The organism is Denitromonas iodatirespirans (assembly GCF_018524365.1).
Taxonomy (GTDB): domain Bacteria; phylum Pseudomonadota; class Gammaproteobacteria; order Burkholderiales; family Rhodocyclaceae; genus Nitrogeniibacter; species Nitrogeniibacter iodatirespirans.
On sequence record NZ_JAEKFT010000037.1, the window covers coordinates 1 to 19,367 of the forward strand.

18 protein-coding genes are annotated in these 19,367 nt (G+C 66.3%); 12 read left to right on the plus strand and 6 right to left on the minus strand.

All coding sequences use genetic code 11. The features are described 5' to 3' along the window. Window positions 1–109 precede the first annotated feature (109 nt). The 3 genes from I8J34_RS21410 to guaB form a co-directional block, all read right to left on the minus strand. A complete protein-coding gene (locus I8J34_RS21410) occupies window positions 110–853 on the minus strand; it encodes an AI-2E family transporter (protein ID WP_214363676.1) in 744 nt (247 codons plus the stop codon). A 417-nt stretch (window positions 854–1,270) separates the two neighbouring features. After that, on the minus strand, window positions 1,271–2,833 hold the full coding sequence (guaA, locus tag I8J34_RS21415; RefSeq protein WP_214363677.1) for a glutamine-hydrolyzing GMP synthase: 1,563 nt from the start codon (window positions 2,831–2,833) through the stop codon (window positions 1,271–1,273). Between the two features lie 66 nt (window positions 2,834–2,899). Then, entirely contained in the window at window positions 2,900–4,360 is a 1,461-nt protein-coding gene (gene guaB, locus I8J34_RS21420; protein WP_214363678.1) for an IMP dehydrogenase, read from the minus strand. A 253-nt stretch (window positions 4,361–4,613) separates the two neighbouring features. On the opposite strand from guaB, the gene I8J34_RS21425 reads away from it, so the two are divergent. Further along, window positions 4,614–5,099 (plus strand): DUF4124 domain-containing protein, encoded by a 486-nt coding sequence (locus I8J34_RS21425; protein WP_214363679.1) that lies wholly within the window; start codon window positions 4,614–4,616, stop codon window positions 5,097–5,099. A gap of 82 nt (window positions 5,100–5,181) precedes the next feature. On the opposite strand, the gene I8J34_RS21430 is transcribed toward I8J34_RS21425, so the two are convergent. Both I8J34_RS21430 and I8J34_RS21435 read right to left on the minus strand, forming a co-directional pair. Further along, a complete protein-coding gene (locus I8J34_RS21430; protein WP_214363680.1) occupies window positions 5,182–5,520 on the minus strand; it encodes an RnfH family protein in 339 nt (112 codons plus the stop codon). Between the two features lie 4 nt (window positions 5,521–5,524). Next, window positions 5,525–5,962 carry a type II toxin-antitoxin system RatA family toxin gene (locus I8J34_RS21435; protein WP_214363681.1) on the minus strand — a complete coding sequence of 146 codons (438 nt, stop codon included), beginning with the start codon at window positions 5,960–5,962 and terminating at the stop codon, window positions 5,525–5,527. 80 nt (window positions 5,963–6,042) lie between these two features. Between I8J34_RS21435 and smpB the strand changes: the two genes are divergently transcribed. The 10 genes from smpB (at window position 6,043) to I8J34_RS21485 (ending at window position 16,590) form a co-directional block, all read left to right on the plus strand. Continuing rightward, entirely contained in the window at window positions 6,043–6,489 is a 447-nt protein-coding gene (gene smpB / locus I8J34_RS21440) for an SsrA-binding protein SmpB (RefSeq protein ID WP_214363682.1), read from the plus strand. 143 nt (window positions 6,490–6,632) lie between these two features. Further along, the gene (gene modA / locus I8J34_RS21445; protein ID WP_214363683.1) at window positions 6,633–7,385 is read left to right on the plus strand and encodes a molybdate ABC transporter substrate-binding protein; all 753 of its coding nucleotides are present in this window, start codon (window positions 6,633–6,635) and stop codon (window positions 7,383–7,385) included. Then, window positions 7,382–8,059, plus strand: a complete 678-nt coding sequence (gene modB / locus I8J34_RS21450; protein ID WP_214363684.1) for a molybdate ABC transporter permease subunit — start codon at window positions 7,382–7,384, stop codon at window positions 8,057–8,059. The genes modA and modB overlap by 4 nt, the downstream gene beginning before the upstream one ends. Next, window positions 8,056–9,141 carry a molybdenum ABC transporter ATP-binding protein gene (modC, locus tag I8J34_RS21455; RefSeq protein ID WP_214363685.1) on the plus strand — a complete coding sequence of 362 codons (1,086 nt, stop codon included), beginning with the start codon at window positions 8,056–8,058 and terminating at the stop codon, window positions 9,139–9,141. The genes modB and modC overlap by 4 nt, the downstream gene beginning before the upstream one ends. A 92-nt stretch (window positions 9,142–9,233) precedes the next feature. Beyond that, a complete protein-coding gene (pstS, locus tag I8J34_RS21460; protein ID WP_214363686.1) occupies window positions 9,234–10,292 on the plus strand; it encodes a phosphate ABC transporter substrate-binding protein PstS in 1,059 nt (352 codons plus the stop codon). Window positions 10,293–10,359: 67 nt separating this feature from the next. Then, window positions 10,360–11,464, plus strand: a protein-coding gene (gene prfB / locus I8J34_RS21465; protein WP_214363687.1) for a peptide chain release factor 2 whose coding sequence is annotated in 2 segments (ribosomal slippage) — window positions 10,360–10,440 and window positions 10,442–11,464 — 1,104 coding nt in all. Because the reading frame shifts where the segments join, the coding sequence is not laid out codon by codon here. 32 nt (window positions 11,465–11,496) lie between these two features. Then, on the plus strand, window positions 11,497–12,774 hold the full coding sequence (locus I8J34_RS21470; protein WP_214363688.1) for a hypothetical protein: 1,278 nt from the start codon (window positions 11,497–11,499) through the stop codon (window positions 12,772–12,774). Between the two features lie 7 nt (window positions 12,775–12,781). Continuing rightward, window positions 12,782–13,510, plus strand: coding sequence for a hypothetical protein (locus I8J34_RS21475; RefSeq protein ID WP_214363689.1), 729 nt, complete (start codon window positions 12,782–12,784; stop codon window positions 13,508–13,510). Beyond that, on the plus strand, window positions 13,510–13,782 hold the full coding sequence (locus tag I8J34_RS21480; protein WP_214363690.1) for a hypothetical protein: 273 nt from the start codon (window positions 13,510–13,512) through the stop codon (window positions 13,780–13,782). Before I8J34_RS21475 ends, I8J34_RS21480 begins: the two co-directional genes overlap by 1 nt. Window positions 13,783–13,797: 15 nt before the next feature. After that, window positions 13,798–16,590, plus strand: a complete 2,793-nt coding sequence (locus I8J34_RS21485) for an AAA family ATPase (protein ID WP_214363691.1) — start codon at window positions 13,798–13,800, stop codon at window positions 16,588–16,590. Window positions 16,591–16,610: 20 nt separating this feature from the next. On the opposite strand, the gene I8J34_RS21490 is transcribed toward I8J34_RS21485, so the two are convergent. Further along, the gene (locus I8J34_RS21490; protein WP_214363692.1) at window positions 16,611–17,648 is read right to left on the minus strand and encodes a GGDEF domain-containing protein; all 1,038 of its coding nucleotides are present in this window, start codon (window positions 17,646–17,648) and stop codon (window positions 16,611–16,613) included. A gap of 219 nt (window positions 17,649–17,867) precedes the next feature. On the opposite strand from I8J34_RS21490, the gene lysS reads away from it, so the two are divergent. Continuing rightward, a complete protein-coding gene (lysS, locus tag I8J34_RS21495) occupies window positions 17,868–19,367 on the plus strand; it encodes a lysine--tRNA ligase (RefSeq protein WP_214363693.1) in 1,500 nt (499 codons plus the stop codon).

The following is a 19,367-nucleotide window of genomic DNA, read 5'->3' on the forward strand; positions in this document are numbered from 1 at the left end:
CCGCGGTGCTGGCGACGATCGCCAAAAACAGATGCCGCATCCAGTCTGGACGAAGCTACCCAAGACCGGCCAGAGTCAAGCCGCATTTGCATTTGGCATACAAGGCGGCTTAAGTTGAGAGCATTGCGGTGAGCCCCACCAGTTTTCGCTTGAATGTGTCCGCCGACAACAACAAAAAATAGACCAGGAACACCACCATGATCACCTGACCTGCAAAGCCCAATACTCCTTTGGAACCCGCCCAGAGATAGTCATTGAGTTTGAAGGCCGGCGGATCGATGACGACATGGGTGGCACGAGCTTTCGGCGCAATGCCAGTCACCTGGGAAGTCGCCTTTTCCATCTCGGTCGCGGCGGCCTGAACGTTCTGCATGTTCTCTTGCTGCCCCTTGCCCATGCTGGCCAGCCCGGCGGAAAAGCGGCTGGTGGTTTCAGGCAACTGAGCCAGGATCTTCTGCACCTGCCCCTGCAAGGCGTACGAGCCAAGCAATAATGTACCGACAACGCCTGTCATGACGATGCTGGCGCTGAAAACACGGGGGATCCTGAAACGCTCGAACCACACGACCAGTGGATTCAACGTGTACGCGAAGAGAATGCCAAGCAGCAGTGAGATAACAAAGCTCTGCGCCCAGCTCAACGCAAAAACCACGGCGACTGTTGACAATATCGCCAGCGACACGCCACGTGCGTCCACCAGCTGCCGAATCGCCGTTGCAGGCAGAACACCGGATGCACTGACATTATTCCGCGCCGTTGCCGGGGAAACCGGTGTTGTTGCTTTATCCGGCGCCTCGGGGGAAGGCGTATCGGGCGCCCCGCAAACGGCATCTGATATGGCTGCGATATTCATGGTCTCTTAGATAATGCCTCGTCAGTTCTCGCAGACAGTCGGTCGATGCAGGAACACAGGCAGCACATCAGTATTTTTGCTGCAGATGTGGCTCGCAGTTCGCACATACCGGCTTCGATTGCTGGAGCTTAGGTCGAGAGCGCATCATCGTCTGTCTGCTGGCGCACACAGCGATCGACGCCCCTGCCAGAACCACCTGTTCGTGGCCCTGAATCGGCAAGGGGGGGGAATTGCAGGCTGGGGCGAGCGGTTGACGCTGATCACATGGGCCGGCGCTCAGCCACATGCATTCGGCAAATTTTCTCGCGCGGGAGGAAGGTGTTTGGCCGCAAAGGCCCTGCAGGCCAAAAATGCTTAAAGAATTTTGCAGCAGGTGAGAAAAAAGCCTGGCGTTTTCAGGCGCCAGGCTTCGTTAGCTCACTCCCACTCGATGGTCGCTGGCGGCTTGCCGGAGATGTCGTACACCACCCGGTTGATGCCGCGTACCTCGTTGATGATGCGGTTGCTTACCCGGGCCAGCAGCGAATGCGGCAGCTCGGCCCAGTGGGCGGTCATGAAGTCCTGCGTCTGCACCGCGCGCAGGGCGACAACATACTCGTAGGTGCGGCCATCACCCATCACGCCCACGCTTTTGACCGGCAGGAAGACGGCGAAGGCCTGGGAGGTTTTTTCGTACCAGTCGGCCGCGCGCAGCTCGTCGATGAAGATCGCGTCGGCACGGCGCAGCAGGTCGGCAAACTCCTGCTTCACCTCGCCGAGGATCCGCACCCCAAGGCCCGGCCCCGGGAAGGGGTGGCGGTAGACCATGTCGTGCGGCAAGCCGAGGGCAATACCCAGCTCACGCACCTCATCCTTGAACAGCTCGCGCAGCGGCTCGAGCAGCTTGAGGTTGAGTGTCTCGGGCAGACCACCGACGTTGTGGTGGCTCTTGATGGTGTGGGCTTTCTTGGTCTTGCCGCCGGCCGATTCGATCACGTCCGGGTAGATGGTGCCTTGCGCCAGCCAGCGCGCCTTGGGCAGCTTGGCGGCCTCGACCTGAAACACTTCGACGAACTCGCGGCCGATGATCTTGCGTTTCTGCTCCGGGTCGCTCACGCCGGCCAGATGGCCGAGGAACTGTTCGGTGGCGTCCACATGAATGACCTTGACCCCGAGGTTGCGACCGAAGGTCTGCATCACCTGCTCGGCCTCGTTGAGGCGCAGCAGGCCGTTGTCGACGAACACGCAGGTGAGCTGGTCGCCGATGGCGCGGTGGATCAGTGCGGCAGCGACGGACGAATCCACGCCGCCGGACAGGCCCAGGATCACCTCCTCGTCGCCCACCTGCTCTCGGATCGCGGCAACCGCTTCGGCCACGTAGTCGGGCATGTTCCAGTCATGGCCACAACCGCAGATGTCGTGCACGAAGCGGGTGATGATCTCCTTGCCCTTGAGGGTGTGGGTCACTTCCGGGTGGAATTGCACGCCGTAGAAGCCGCGCTCTTCGTCCGCCATGGCGGCGATCGGCGTCGACGGGTTGCTGCCGATCAGGCGAAAGCCCGGCGGCAGTTCGGTGACCTTGTCGCCATGGCTCATCCACACGTCCAGCAGGCCGTGCCCCTTGTCGTTGGTGCGATCCTGGATGCCTTCGAAGAGCTTCGAATGCCCCTGTGCGCGCACCTCGGCGTAACCGAATTCGCGCGTGTCTGAGCCCTCGACCTTGCCGCCGAGCTGCGCCGCCATGGTCTGCATGCCATAGCAGATGCCGAGCACCGGCCGGCCGAGTTCGAACACCACTTGGGGGGCGTTCATGATCTCGCTGTAGACCGAATTGGGGCCGCCCGACAGGATGATGCCGTCGGCACCAAAGCTGCGCAGGAAGTCATCGGACACGTCGCAGGGATGGATTTCGCAATACACCTGCTGTTCGCGCACGCGGCGGGCGATCAGCTGCGTGAATTGGGATCCGAAATCGAGAATGAGAATCTTCTGATGAGCCATGTTTTTCGCTCGGCGTGAAAATGGAAAAAAGGCGGCCTCGGCCGCCTTGTGTGACCGGGAAACGCCTCAGTCGACGTGATAGTTCGGCGCTTCCTTGGTGATCTGGACGTCGTGCACATGCGACTCGCGTACGCCGGCCGAGGTGATCTCGACGAACTGTGCGCGCTCGTACATCTGCGTGATGCTGGCCGCACCGACATAGCCCATGGAGGCACGCAGGCCGCCGATGAGCTGATGGATGACGGCGGTCACCGGCCCCTTGTAGGGCACGCGACCTTCGATGCCTTCGGGTACCAGCTTGTCGGTATTCGACGAGGCGTCCTGGAAGTAGCGGTCGGCCGAGCCCTGCTGCATCGCGCCCAGCGAACCCATGCCGCGATAGGACTTGTACGACCGCCCCTGGTAGAGCACGGTCTCGCCCGGCGCCTCTTCGGTACCGGCGAACAGCCCGCCGAGCATCACGGCATTGCCACCGGCCGCAATCGCCTTGGCGATGTCGCCCGAGAAGCGGATGCCGCCGTCGGCGATCATCGGCACGCCGGTACCGGCCAGCGCCTTGCACACATTGGAAATGGCGGTGATCTGAGGCACACCCACGCCGGCCACGATACGCGTGGTGCAGATCGAACCGGGGCCGATGCCGACCTTGACACCGTCGGCACCCGCGTCCATCAAGGCCTTGGCGGCGTCACCGGTGGCGATGTTGCCACCGATCACATCGACCTGCGGGAAATGCTTTTTAACCCAGCGCACGCGTTCGAGCACGCCACGCGAATGACCGTGGGCCGTATCGACCACGATCACGTCGACGCCGGCTTCGGCCAGACGCTCGACACGCTCTTCGGTGCCCTCACCCACGCCGACCGCTGCGCCACAACGCAGACGGCCATGCTCGTCCTTGGCGGCATTGGGATGCTCGGTGGACTTGAGGATGTCCTTCACGGTGATCAGGCCGCGCAATTCGTCCGCCGCATTGATGACCAGCACCCGCTCGAGGCGGTGCTTGTGCATCAGGGCCTGGGCCACCTCGAGGCTCTCGCCTTCGGGAACGGTGATCAGACGCTCGCGCGGGGTCATGATCGACGACACCGGCTGGTCGAGATTGATTTCGAAACGCAGGTCGCGGTTGGTCACGATGCCGACCACTTTCTGCCCATCGACCACCGGCAGGCCGGAGAACTTGTTCAGGCGGGTCAGCGCAACGACCTCGCGCACGCTCATGTCGGGCGGAATGGTGATCGGGTCCTTGAGGACGCCGGACTCGAACCGCTTGACCTTGGCCACCTCGGCCGCCTGCTGCTTGGCCGAGAAATTCTTGTGAACAATGCCGATTCCGCCTTCCTGGGCCAGCGCGATCGCCAGCCGGGCTTCAGTGACCGTATCCATGGCAGCCGACACCAGCGGAATGTTCAGGCGAACGTTCCGGGTCAGCTGCGTCTGGAGGTTGACGTCCTTGGGCAGGACGTCGGAATGGGCGGGGACAAGAAGGACGTCGTCGAACGTCAGCGCCTTCTGAATCACTCGCATGGCTATAATCCTCTCAACCAAATCCGTATTATACAGATGGAAACACAGTCTGTTGACACTGCTTTGTCGGAGGCAACGATGATCGGACGGCAGCCAGGCGATGGCGCGAATCCGGCACCATGCACGGGGCGCGCGCCCTACGATGCGCCGCCCCCGATCCGCCACCCCCTGCTATGCTATCGGCACGAATCACGGTGTCATGCCCGGCCGGCATCGCCCCGACCTTCCTCCAGTCCCAGCCAGGATTGATTCCATGCGTACTCGCCACTCCGCCTTGTTTGTTCTCACCTTGGTCGCGCTGACGGCCCACGCCGGTCAGGTCTTTGAATGGACCGATGCCAGCGGCAAACGGCATTTCTCGGACACCCCGCCCAGCGGTGTCGATGCCAAGCCGACCGGCATCCGCACCAACGCGCCCACGCCGACGGCTCAGCCAGCCGGAGGCGCCGCCCAATCGACTGGCGGCGCCCCGACCACCTGGGCCGAAAAGAACGCCGATTTCGCCAAGCGCAAGGCCGAACAGGCCGAAAACACCGCCAAGGCCAACGAGGAAGCCGAACAGGCGCGGCGCAAGAAGGAGGCCTGCGAGCAGGCCACCGCCCAGCTCAAAATGCTCGAAAGCGGCAGCCGGGTCCAGCGCATCAACAATGCCGGCGAGCGCGAGGTGCTGGACGATGCCGGGCGTGCCGAGGAAATCGCCCGTACCCGCGACGTCATCAAGCAGGCCTGCGACAACTGACGCCGCCGCGCCGCATGTAAAAAGGGCCCCGCATCGCCGGGGCCCTTTTGTTCGGGACGTGCCGTTCGCCCAGGCGTCGAGCTTACTGAGCCTCTTCGCTGGCGTCCTTGTCCTCGCCACCGCCTTTCTTCATCACCTTGCCTTCCTTGGCCCGTTTGCGCCGCACCTCTTTCGGGTCGGCGATGAGCGGCCGATAGATCTCGACACGATCGCGTTCGCGCAAGACGGTCGACAGTGGCGCCAGCTTGGCGTAGATGCCGATCTTGTTGGCCCCGTCGAGATCGATCTCCGGGTGCTTTTCCAGCAAGCCGGAAGCATGGATCGCATCCTGTGCCGTGGCACCGTCGGGCACCTTGACCGGCACCACCTCCTGGCGCTCACGCAAGGCATACACCACTTCCACAGAAATCTTTTCGGTCATGATCTCAGGCGCTCCGGTAGACCTGCCCGGCGCGTTTGACGAACGCGTCGACGAAGGTGTTGGCAATATGGTTGAAAACAGGTCCCAGCACCTTTTCCAGCAGGCGGCTGGCGAACTGGTAGGTCAGGCTGAACTCGACCTTGCAGGCGGTGTCGCCCAACGGGGTGAACACCCAGCTGCCATCGAGATGCTCGAAGGGCCCTTCCTTGAGGCGAATGTGCATCTCCCGCGGCGGCAGCTTGCTGTTCTCGGTCGAGAAATGCGCTTTGATGCCGTGGTAGTTGATATGCAAGGTGGCTGCGGTGAGGATCTCGGTGCGCTCGATCAGCTCCGTGCCGCCACACCAGGGCAGAAACTGCGGATAGTCCTCGACCCGGTCGACCAGGGCGAACATCTGGGCGGGGGTAAATTCGATCAGAACGACTTTTTTGACGGCGGCCATGTGTTCGGGGCGGAAGAGGGCGGAACTGCTAGAATGCCCGATTTTACCGCAAGCCGGCTCCTGTGGCCGCCCGGGACGTCATGAGCATCATCGACAATCGCAAAGCTTTCCACGATTACTTCATCGAAGAGAAGATCGAAGCCGGTCTCGTCCTCGAAGGCTGGGAAGTCAAGGCGATCCGCGCCGGTCGCGCCAATATCAAGGAAGCCTACGTGCTCATCCGTGATGGCGAGATTTTCATCATCGGCATGCACATCACACCGCTGAGCGCCGCGTCCACGCACATCCATCCGGATCCGGTGCGCACCCGCAAACTGCTGCTGCACAGCAACCAGATCGACCGCCTGATCGGCCAGGTCGAGCGCGCCGGCTACACCCTGGTGCCCCTCGATCTGCACTATGCCAAGGGACGCATCAAGGCCTCGATCGGTCTGGCCAAGGGCAAGAAGCAGCATGACAAGCGCGAGACCGAAAAGGCCCGCGAGTGGGAGCGCGAAAAAGGCCGACTGATGCGCAACAAAGTCTGACGCGCGCGGCAGCGACCAGCACCCGCCCAACCCCGGCGCCACGGCCACGGGGTACGTGTTCTCCAGAAACTTGATCCGGATCCTGTGCCCTTTGCTCAAAATGCGTTATCGTTCGCCAACAATAACGCTAGCCGGAGAGTCCCGTGCCCGCCCGCCTTCGCCCCACGATCTTCGCCGTCCTGCTGACAAGCACTGTGCCCGTCGCTGCGGCTGAACTCACGGTTGCCGTCGCCTCCAATTTCGTCAAACCCCTCGAGGCCATGGCACCGGTCTTTGCCGCTGCCGCCGGCCACCAACTCAAACTGTCCACCGGCGCCACCGGCAAGTTCTACGCGCAGATCCAGCGCGGTGCGCCTTTCGACGTCTTTCTCTCCGCCGACGAAAAGCGCCCGGCCCTGCTCGAATCGGAAGGCCGGACCGTGGCGGGCAGCCGCTTCGTTTATGCCATTGGCCGCCTCGCGCTGTGGCGTCCGGAGCCGGGCCAGGCGGTGCGGCCCGACATGCTGACGGCCGACCCCGCCACCCGCATCGCCATCGCCAACCCCAAGACCGCGCCGTATGGCGCCGCCGCCGAAGCCGTCATCGCCCATCTAGGCCTGACCGAGGCGCTCAAGGCGCGTCTCGTGCAGGGCGAGAACATCGCCCAGACCTACCAGTTCGTCGCCACCGGTAACGCCGCGATGGGCTTCGTTGCCTGGTCCCAAGTGAGCCGCGACGGCGCGGCCGCCAGCGGGTCCGCCTGGCTGGTGCCGGCCGATCTGCATCCGCCGATCCGGCAGAGTGCGGTCATACTCACGCGTGCAGCCGACAACCCCGCCGCCCACGCCTTTGCCGCGTTTCTCAAGAGCGAAGCGGCACGCAAGATCATCCAGCAACACGGGTACGACACCGAATGACTCCCACGCCGGCCGACCTCGACGCCATCTGGCTCACGCTACGGCTCGCCGGCACCGTGACCGTGTTGTTGTTGCTGCTCGGCACGCCTTTGGCCTGGTGGCTGGCGCACTCGCGGGCGCGCTGGCGTGGCGTGGTCAATGCGCTGGTGGCGCTGCCGCTGATCCTGCCGCCGACGGTGCTCGGCTTCTATCTGCTCGTGGCGCTCGGGCCGGACGGACCGCTCGGGCAACTGACCCGCAGCATCGGCCTGGGCGCCCTGCCCTTCACTTTTGCCGGCCTGGTGGTCGGCTCGCTGATCTACTCCCTGCCCTTCGTGGTGCAGCCGATCCGCGATGCCTTCATCGCCATCGGCCCACGGCCGCTGGAGGTGGCGGCCACGCTTGGCGCACGCCCGCTCGACGCCTTCTTCTCGGTGGTGCTGCCGTTGGCGCGGCCCGGCTTCCTGACCGCCACCGTGCTCGGCTTTGCCCATACCGTGGGGGAATTCGGGGTGGTGCTAATGATCGGCGGCAACATTCCGGGTGAGACCCGGGTAGTGGCGATCCAGATCTACGACCATGTCGAAGCGCTGGAATACGCCCAGGCCCACTGGCTGGCGGGCGGCCTGCTGCTCTTCTCCTTCGCCGTGCTGCTGGCCCTGCACACGCTCAACGACCGGCAGGCACGCCGATGAGCCGCGACGACGCGCTGCATTTCAGTGTCGCCATCGACCTGCCCCAACTGCGGGTCGAGGCCGAAGCCGCCTTGCCGGCCCGCGGGGTGACGGCGCTGTTCGGCCCCTCCGGCTCGGGCAAAACCACCGTGCTGCGCCTGCTCGCCGGACTCGAAACGCATGGCCGCGGACGGATCGCGCTGGGAGAGTCCGTGTGGCAGGACGACGCCAACGGCATCCGCCTGCCGACCCATCGTCGGCCCATCGGCTATGTCTTCCAGGAAGCCAGCCTGTTCGCCCACCTCACGGTACGCGACAACCTGGCTTTCGCGCTCAAGCGCGCACGCACGACCGAACACCCCGTCGGCTTCGACGACGCAGTTGCCTGGCTGGCGATCGATCACCTGCTCGACCGCCGCCCCGAACGCCTCTCCGGCGGCGAGCGCCAGCGAGTCGCCATCGCCCGCGCCCTGCTGGCCCAGCCGCGCCTGCTGCTGATGGACGAGCCGCTGTCGGCGGTCGATGCCGACGGCCGCGACGCCATTCTCGATACGCTCGAACAGCTGCCCGAGCGGCTCGGCATCCCCATCGTCTACGTGAGCCATTCGATCGAGGAAGTCTCCCGCCTGGCCGACCACCTGGTGCTGATGTCGGCCGGCCGTGTGCTGGCCAGCGGCCCGCTCAACACCGTGTTCACCCGTTGCGATCTGCCCTTGGCCCACGGCGCGCATGCCGGCGCGGTCCTGCAGGCGCGCGTAGCCGAGCATCGCGACACCGAGCATCTGAGCTGCCTGCGTTTCGACGGCGGGCAGCTGCTGGTCAGCACGGTCGGCCGCCCTGTCGGTGCCGCCGTGCGGGTGCGCATCACCGCGCGCGACGTGGCCATCGCGCTGAGCGCGCCGACCGACAGCAGCGTCGTCAATCACCTTCGGGCGGTCATCAGCGCCATCAGCGACGACCCCAACCCGGGGCATTGCCTAGTCACACTACAGGTGGGCGCGGCGGTGCTGCTGGCGCGCATCACGGTGCACTCGTGCCACCGGCTGGCCCTGGCCCCCGGCATGGCAGTGTGGGCGCTGGTCAAGGGCGTCGCGGTGCGCTGAGGGGTGTCCTGCGCCATGTGACAGTGTCACGAAACCGTCACACATGATCGCGAGAATTGCGCGCTCCCTATTCCTTTCGTCTGACGCCCACCGTGACGCTACGCATTTTCGCCGCTCTGCCCGCCCTCCTCGTCTGCCTGAGCTTGAGCTCGGCGCATGCCGACACCCCGCCCGTCCGAGGTGCCGGCTCGTCGGCCGCCAAGCTGGTCTACCAGGCCTGGTCCGAAGCCTTCGCCCGCGACGGTGGCAGCGCCATCGACTACGCAGCGGTCGGCTCGTCCAAGGGCCTCAAGGCGATCCAGGCGCGGGAAGTCGACTTCGGTGCCTCCGACGTAGCCCCCGCGGCCGAGGTACTGACCAGAGACGGTCTGGTTGTCATCCCGACCGTGGTCAGCGGGGTCGCGCCGATCGTCAATCTGCCCGAACTGAATCAACGACCACTGCGCCTGGACGGCCCGACGCTGGCCGCCATTTTCATGGGCGAAGTCACCCGCTGGAACGATCCGGCGATCCGAGCGCTCAACCCGGGCGCGGCGCTGCCCGCCGCCGGCATCCGGGTCGTCACCCGCAGCGACGGCTCCGGCACCACCTACAACTTCACCGATTACCTGAACAAGGTCAGCCCCGCCTGGAAAGCCCGTTTCGGCGCCAACACCGCCATTGCCTGGCCCGACGCGGTGATTCCCGCCAAGGGCAGCGGCGGCGTAGTCGCCGCGGTCGGCCAGACGCCGGGGGCCATCGGCTATGTGGACTACACCTATGTCCTCAAGGGGGCGCTGCGCACCGTCGAGATGAAGAACAGCGCCGGGCGCTTCGTCTCGCCAAGTATCGACAGCTTCCGCGCCGCGCTCAACGCCAGTGCCTGGCACAGTCGCGGCGACTTCTCCCAGACGCTGACGGAACAGCCCGGTGCCGAGAGTTGGCCGATCACCATGGGCACCTTCGTGCTGTTGCCCAAGGTCATGGACGAGGCAGCCGGCGTCGCCACCCTGCGCTTTTTCACCTGGGCCTTCATGCACGGCGACGAGCTGGCCAGCCTGGCGCATTTCGTGCGCCTGCCCGACGGGGTGCAGGCCAAGGCCTACCGCGCGCTGGCCACCATCACCAGCCCCGACGGCGCGCCCATCGCCTACGCCAGCTTGGGCCAGTAGAGCGCCGATTTGCCGGCCGCTGACTGTATAATGCGCGGTTTGCATTGATCAGCCGGAGACCCCTGCCATGGACGCAGAACGCATCAACGACATCGCCGAAGCCCTTGCGGACCTGAAGCGCCGCGGGGAAGAACTTCGGAGGTATCTTTGACTACGATGAAAAAGCCTCGAAGCTAGAAGAAGTCAACATCGCCCTCGAAGACCCCGACGTCTGGAACGACGCCGCGCGCGGTCAGGCGCTGGGCAAGGAAAAGAAGCTGCTCGAAGGCGTGGTGGTCACGCTGCAGCATGTCGCCCAGCAGTCGGGCGACCTGCTCGACCTGTTCGAGATGGCCGAAGCCGAAGGCGACGACGACACGCTCGAAGCCATCGAGACCGACGCCAAGGCGCTCGAGGCCATCGTCGGCGGGCTCGAATTCCGCCGCATGTTCTCCGGCCCGATGGACGAGAACGCCTGCTTCATCGACATCCAGGCCGGCGCCGGCGGCACCGAGGCGCAGGACTGGGCCGGCATGCTCGAGCGCATGTACCTGCGCTACTGCGAGCGCAAGGGCTTCGAGACCGAGCTGCTCGAAGAGTCCGAAGGCGAAGTGGCCGGCATCAAGAGCGCAACCATCAAGGTCTCGGGCGAGTACGCCTACGGCTTCCTGCGCACCGAAACCGGCGTCCACCGTCTGGTGCGCAAGTCGCCCTTCGACTCCAACGCGCGTCGCCACACCAGCTTCTGCTCGGTGCAGATCTACCCGGAAATCGACGACTCCATCGAGATCGAGATCAACCCGGCCGATGTGCGCACCGACACCTACCGCGCCTCGGGCGCCGGCGGCCAGCACATCAACAAGACCGACTCGGCGGTGCGCCTGACGCACAACCCGACCGGCATCGTCGTGCAATGCCAGAACGACCGCTCGCAGCACCGCAACAAGGACGAAGCCTGGAAGATGCTCAAGGCCAAGCTCTACGAACTGGAGCTGCGCAAGCGCCAGAGCGAAGCGCAGGCGCTCGAAGACGCCAAGAGCGACATCGGCTGGGGCCACCAGATCCGTTCCTACGTGCTCGACCAGTCGCGCATCAAGGATCTGCGCACCAGCTACGAAGTCGGCAACACCCAGGCCGTGCTCGACGGCGACCTGGACGACTTCATCGAGGCCAGCCTCAAGCAAGGCGTCTGACCCCACGCACCGCCCCGGCGGTGCGCACACGCATGACCGACAACGAACTCGCCGACTACCTCGCGACCGGCTACGCCGTGGACGATGTGCCCGAACTCTCGGCACTGACCGCGGCTCAGCCGGTCATCGACACCTTCATCTCCCTGTTTCGCGGCAGCGAAGCAGAGGTGCTGCTGCGCGTGCTGGTCTTGCGCGAGGTCGGCCATGATGTCGAGCAGCCGCGCTGGTCGCCCGACGCGCTGCGCCGCCGCTTCGCCTATCTCGACCCGGTCAAGCTCGAAACCACGCTCAAGCGCCTGCGCGAGTCCGGCCTCATCAGCTATGCCGACGACGGCCTCTACCACCTGTCCGACGCCGGCCGCAACGCCGTGGCCGCGCTCGACATGCTGCTGCGCTTCGGCGAATCCGAAGACGCCGAGCTGGGCTTTCTCACCGCCCAGCTCGCCGGCCTGCAGGCCACCGACAGCATCACCGCCGAGGCGCTCGGGCATCTGCTCGCCAAGCTCAACGACCTTACCTTGCATTTCGAGGAGGCCATCGCCTCCGGCTCCGAATTTCGCATCGTCGAGTCCCGCCGCCGGCTGTCGGCCAACGGCAAGTGGCTGGACCGCGGCACCGACATCCTGCGCTCACTGCTGGCCGACCCCGAAGCCCCCTTCGATGTGGCGCGCATCGCCCAGCGCATCGGCCTGGCACAATCGCGCCTGGCGCGGGTGGACGCCGCCTTCCAGCGCGCGCTCAACAAGATCGAGACCCAGCGCGTCACCCTCGGCAGCTCCGGCATCTCGTCCAGCGACGTGGCCGCCTGGCTCGGCCAGCAGGGCATGGACGCCCTGGCCGCGATGGCCGCCGAGGCCATCACCGACACCCCGCAGATGCCGCTGCTGGCCGGCGGTCACGAACTGCTCGACCGCGCCGAAACCGCCCTGTGCGACCTGCAGCGCGGCGAGGCCGACGACACCCCCCTGCCGGCCGCCGACGACGCCCCCACGGCGCTCGCGCCCGAAGAAGAAGACCTGCGCCTGCTCACCCATTTCGCCGAGCGGCTCGACGCCATCGATACCGAGCCCGCCACCTTGCACGCCATGGTCGCCGGCGGCGGCTTCGGCCATGCCGCCTACCGCCTGTCGCTGCTCGCCCTGCTCGCCGACAGCCAGGACAGCGCACCGTCCGACGGCCCCATCGGCGCCTTCATGCGCCTGCCGCTCAAGGTGGACTTCGAACCCACGCTGGTCGAGGTCGGCCATGACGACATTGCCCGCATCAGCGCCGGCAGCATCCGCCGCCTGAGCCCCCACACCACGGACTGACGCGCCCATGGAACACGACATCCGCGCCCTCACCGCGCGCCTCATCGCCCAGCGCTGGCTGCCGCGCAAGGACCCGATGGTGCGCCGCGCGCTCATCGACGAAACCTTCCGCCACGAGATCGACCAGCGCTTGGCCAGCGTCGGCCTGCGCCTGCTCGACAACCCCTACGCCGCCCATGTGGCCGTCGGCCTGACGCCCGACGCGCTCGAACCCACCTTCGGCAGCGGCCGCGAATACCAGGCCAGCAACATGGGCCTCACGCGTGACGAGATCGCCCTGCTCGTCGTGCTGTGGGCGCTGATCATCCTGCCCAAGCGCGAGCGCCAGGTGACCCGCCAGAACCTCGCCAACGAAGGCCAGGAAGAGTTGTTCGCTGCCGAGCAGCCGGTCGCCCATGGCGCCGAGGTCTCGGCCGGCGTGTCCGAAGCCTCGCTCATCGCCGACTTCGGCCCGCGCCTGGGCGGCAAGACCAAGGTGCGCAACTTCATGCTCGGCCGCCTCGCCCGCCTCGGCTTCATCGAGCGGCGCAACGGCATGCTGCTCGAAGGCCCGCTGCTCGACGTGGCGCTCGACTACCGCCTGATGGCCGACCGCATCATCCACGGCACACTCGCCGGCGTGCTCTCCGACGCCGGCCACCCCGTGCCCACCGCCGACGCCTTTACCCTGGCCGGCGCCGACGACGAAGACGAATTCGACGGCGACATGCCCGAACCCGGCGCGGAGGATTTCTGATGGCACCTCGAAGCCCGCTGTGCGTCGCCCTGCTGCTCGCCCTCGCCACCACGCCGGCGTTCGCCCTCAGCGGCGCACGTGCCGGCGGCGACTATCGCCAGACGCCGACAAGCTCGGATCGCAACTGCGCCCGCTATGAAAGCGCCATCGCGCAGCTCGACGCCCAGCTCGCCCGCGCGCCGAGCGGTAATCGCGCCAACCAGCTTGCCGAGCGCAAGCGACACTACCAACAACGCATGCGCGAGGGCGGTTGCGGCCGCAGCCTGCGCTGAGCCGGCACAGAACACATGTTCCATATCAAACAGATCGAACTGGTCCACTGGGACTTCTGGCGCCGCTTCACGCTGCCGCTGGACGCCCAGATCATCACCATCGTCGGCCCCAACGGCTCGGGCAAGACCACCCTGCTCGACGCCCTGCGCACACTCTTCGCACTGCGCTGCTCGGGCAAGCGCGACTTCCGCCGCTATGTGCGCCGCGCCAACCGCAGCCATGCCTGGATCCGCGCCACCGTCGCCAACCTGCCCGGCGCCACCGGGCGTCGGCCGTTCTTCCCCTGCCTTGACGACACCGTCACCCTGGCCTGCCGCATCCGCCGCGCCGGCGGCGAGTGGACACGCGATTACGCCATCATCGACGGCGACGTCGAGATCGAGGCGCTCGACACCGGCAACGACTGGATCGGCCTGCGCGACTACCAGAGCCGGCTCGCCGCCGGCGGCCTGACCCCGGCCATCGCCAAAGTGCTGGCGCTGGAGCAAGGCGACACCGACAAACTCTGCGAATACGCCCCCAAGGCACTGCTCGAACTGGTGTTCGACGTCTTCGGCGACAAGGAAGTGCTCGACAACTACGATGTCGCGCGCGAAGAGCAGCAAAACGCCGAACGCGAAATCGACAGCCTGTCGATCGACCTCGACCGCCTGCGCGCCCAGGCCGAAGCCAAGCGGCTCGAAGCCGACCGCTTCCTGGAATGGAAGCAGATCACCGACGAGCTCTCCGCCCTCGATGCCGAGATCGTGCCGCGCCTCGAAGCCTTCGAGCTGCGCCGCGACATCCGCGCCGAACGCAGCCAGCTGCGCGCCCAGGACGGCGAGCGCCGCGAGCGCCAGCAGGGGCTGGTGGCCGCGCGCCAGCGCATAAATCAGGTCGAGGCCGAGCGCCAGGCCGAAGAAGCCGCCCGCGCCAAGGCGCGCAGCGAATTCCTCGCCGTCGAGCAGCGCCATCTCGGCGCCCACGACCGTGTGCGCGATCTCGAACGCGTGCTCACCGAACGCAACGCCCTGCGCGAGCTGCTGGCCCGCGAAGAGGGTCAGGACGCCGTCGCCATCGAAGCCGAGCACGAAGCGGTCGAAACCGAGCTGACCGCCCTGCGCGCCCAGGAACGCGAGCTGATCGCCCGTTTCGAAGCGGCCAAGGACGCCCTCGCCCATGCCCACGAGCGCAGCAGCCCGCCCTCCGATCCCGAAGTACGCACCTTCCGCGCCCAGCTCGCCGAGGCCGGCATCGGCCACCGTGCGCTGTCTGAGGCCATCGAGATCACCGATGCCGCCTGGCAAGGCGCCATCGAAGCGGTGCTGCGCCCCTACCGCCATGTGCTGCTGCTCGAACGCGCCGCCGACCGCCACCAGGCCTGGGCGTTGGGCGAGCGCGAGCGCTTCCGCCACTTCATCGTCGCCGACTGCGAAAACGCCCCGCCCGCCCAGCGCGACACGCTGGCCGAGGTGGTGCGCTTTGCCGGCCCGGTGCCGCGCTGGCTGGCCGATTTGCTGAACCGCATCACCCGTGTCGAGGATGCCGCCGCCGGCAGCGCGCTGCCGCGCGACACCGAATGGATCACCCGCGACGCCTACCACCGCGAGCGCCGCGGCGCGCGCCACCTGGGCCGCCCGCGCGAATTCCACTTCGGCGAGCTGGCGCGTCAGGCGCGCATCGATGCGCTCTCGGCCGAGGTGCGCGAGCTGGACAAGGCGCTGAGTCCGCTGCGCCCGCAAATGGACGTGCTGCGCGACCGCCTCGCCACCCTGCGCAGCCAGCTGCTCGGCCTGAGCGCCGCACCGCAGCTGGCGGCCCGCGCCCAGGCCTTTGCCGAGGCTGAGGCCGAGCTGCCGGTCGCGCGAAAGGCACTCACGGAGGCGATTGCCGAGCGCACCGAACTGCAGGCCACGCTCGACGGCATCGGCGAACGGCTCAACGGCATCCAGATCGAACTCGACCGCCGCCGCCGCGAGCTGGCCACGCACGAGCAACGCCTCGGCCTGCTCGACAGCGAAGACCGTCCGCGCCGCCAGTCCCAGGCCCAGCGCGTGCAGCGCCTGCGCCGTCTGCGCCGCGGCATGCCGGCCGCCTGGCGCCGCGGCGAAGGCAACGAGGCGCTGATCGAACGCTATGGCGATGCGCGCAGCGCCCGTGCCGAAGCCGAGCGCTTGCGCCAACGGCTCGACCAGGGCGACTGGGTGCAGGACGCCGCCGTGCTCACCCTGCGCGACCGCCTGCTCGACGAGCTCGGCCGCCGCGAGCGCGACTACGCGACACGCCAGGGCTACTGCGCCACCGCCCGCCGCCACACCGACGAGGCGCGCGCCGCCTACATCGGCAAGCTGCGCGCCACGGTGCGCCAGTACAGCCGCAACCTCAAGGCGCTGGGCGAGCTGGCGCATGTGGAGGTGGACTGCCCGGTGCCGCATCTGGACAACGACGATGCGGCGCTCAACCGCTCGGGGCTGGAGGTGCGCTTCGACTTCGACCGCAAGGGCGCGGTCGGCCTCAACGATGGCGAAGCCTCTGGCGGCCAGCAGGTGATGAAGTCGCTGATCCTACTGATTGCGCTGTTGATGGACGAGACCCGCCCGGGCGGCTTCGTCTTCATCGACGAGCCGTTTGCGCATCTGGACGTGGCCAACATCGACCGGGTCGGCGCCTTCCTGCGTGCGACACGGGCGCAATACCTGATCACCACGCCGGTCACGCACAACGCCAACGTCTTCGCGCCGGCGCAGCTCACCCTGGTCACGCGCAAGAAACCGCCGGCCGAGGAATGGGCACCGCCGATCGGCGTGCTACAGCGCCAGCGGGACTGACCGCCGCGCGCCGCCGAGACTCAGAAGTACTGGTCGGCGTCCTGCTGGGCGCTGCTGGTCGCCTCGGTGCTGGCGAGCTCGCCGGCGGCCACCAGGTCGTCATAGGCCCAGGTGCAGTTGCGGCCGTGCTCTTTGCCGTAGTAGAGCGCCGAATCGGCGCGCCCGAGCAGTTCGGCGGGCGTCAGGCGGTCATCGACCTGGGCAAAGCCGATCGAGCAGGTGACCGTGCCGACCTGCGGAAAATCATGTTGTTCGACTTCGGTGCGAAAACGCTCGAAGATGCCGGCCACCGTGTCGGCGGGCACGTTGCGCAGCATCACCACGAACTCTTCACCCCCGAAGCGGAACAGCTTGTCCGAACTGCGGAACGATCCGCGCATGCAATCGGCCAGACGGATCAGCACCTCGTCGCCGAACAGATGGCCCCAGGTGTCGTTGATGTTCTTGAAATGGTCGATGTCGACGATGCCCAGCCAGGACGGCTGGGGCTGCTCGGCGTTTTCACGGCGCTCGCCGTCTTGCCGGCGGGCGCGCTCGGCCACCGCGATCAACTGGTCGAACTGTTCGTCGAAAGTCTTGCGGTTGAGCAGGCCGGTCAGGGTGTCGAGGTTCGCATAGTCCCAGTTGGCCATCAGGCGTTCGAAACAATGGATGTAGGTGCGCATGCCGTCGATGGTCGCCGGTGCCACCGCGCTGTCGGTCTGCACATCGAGAATCCATCGGAGGCGCCCGGCATGCATGATCTGGAAGGCCAGCCGCCAGCCATGATCCACGCGCAGCCGGCTGAAGCTCGCGCCCCGGTCGGTCGCGCCCGCCAGGAACGGATCGTCCGCCAGGGGCGTCATCTCGTCGCCGGCATCGTCCCAATCGCCGCTCACGCCCTCGGCGCAGCTGCCGCCGATGCGCTTGAACCGCCGACGGGCAACCGCGCTGTCGAGCACATGCAAATCGCAACGCTGCGCCCGCAGTGCGCGTTGCGCACCAACACAGAATGCCCGCAACAGCGCCTCGCGCACATGCAGCGAGGTCAGATGCTGCGCGGCCTTGAGCAGCGCCAAGAGAGTGTCACCAGTCCGAGTCCGCATCATCGCCTTTCCATCAGTAGGTCTATTACGGCAGCAGATCGGCAACTTTAGGCCGTCCGTCATAGACGGAACGACATGACAGGCGCGGCCACGAGCGACTTATCGCATCGGTTATGCGAAAATCGCCGTTTTTCTGCGTCGGCACCTGTCAAGGCGCCGCCGCCGATTGACCACCATTCAAACGAGTCGCACATGTCAGAACAGAACCCCTCGCCTTCCGCCGACGAAAACCATCTCATCGCCGAACGCCGCGAAAAGCTGCGGGCATGGCGCGAGAGCGGGCGTGCCTACCCGAACGATTTCTCGCGCGAGAACACCGCCGGCAAGCTGGACGAAGCCTACGGCGAGAAAACCCGCGAAGCGCTCGAAGAAACCCCGGTCGAAGTGCGCGTGGCCGGCCGGGTGATGCTCAAGCGGGTGATGGGCAAGGCCAGCTTCGCCACCATCCAGGACCTGTCGGGCCGCATCCAGCTGTATGTGAGCAACCAGGGCGTGGGTGAAGAGGTGCACGGCGACTTCAAGCACTGGGACATCGGCGACATCGTCGGCGCGGTGGGCACGCTGTTCAAGACCAAGACCGGCGAGCTGACGGTCAACTGCACCGAGATCCGCCTGCTGTCGAAGAACTTGCGCCCGCTGCCGGAGAAGTTCCACGGCCTGACCGACCAGGAAACCAAGTACCGCCAGCGCTACCTCGATCTGATCATGAACGAGCAGTCGCGCTTCACCTTCGTGGCGCGCAGCCGCATGGTGCAGTCGATCCGCAACTACATGATGGCGCACGGCTTCCTCGAGGTCGAAACGCCGATGATGCACCCCATCCCAGGTGGCGCCTCGGCCAAGCCCTTCACCACCCACCACAACGCGCTCGACATGGAGCTGTTCCTGCGCATCGCGCCGGAGCTCTACCTCAAGCGGCTGGTGGTGGGCGGCTTCGAGAAGGTGTTCGAGGTCAACCGCAACTTCCGCAACGAAGGCCTCAGCCCGCGCCACAACCCCGAATTCACCATGATGGAGTTCTACGAGGCCTACGCGAACTACCAGAGCCTGATGAACTTCACCGAAGGCCTCATCCGCCAGGCCGCCCGCGAGGCGCTCGGCACCGAGACCTTCCAGTACCAGGGCCGCGAGCTCGACCTGTCCAAGCCCTTCCACCGGCTGACCATCGTCGAGGCGATCCGCAAGTACCACCCGGGCTTCACCGTCGAGCAACTGGCCGACGCCGAATGGCTCAAGGAAAAGATCGTCGCCTTCGGCGAGAGCGTCAAACCGGGCGGCCTGGGCAGCCTGCAGCTGCAGCTGTTCGAAGCCTGCACCGAGGCCGATCTGTGGGAGCCGACCTTCATCATCGACTACCCGGTCGAAGTCAGCCCGCTGGCGCGCGCCTCCGACAGCAACCCGGAAATCACCGAGCGCTTCGAGCTGTTCATCGTCGGTCGCGAGATCGCCAACGGCTTCTCCGAGCTGAACGACCCGGAAGACCAGGCGGCGCGCTTCCGCGCCCAGGTCGAAGCCAAGGAGGCCGGCGACGACGAGGCCATGTTCTACGATGCCGACTACATCCGCGCGCTCGAGTTCGGCCTGCCGCCGACCGGTGGTTGCGGCATCGGCATCGACCGTCTGGTGATGCTGCTGACCGACAGCCCGGCGATCCGCGACGTGATCCTCTTCCCGCAGATGCGGCCGGAGTAA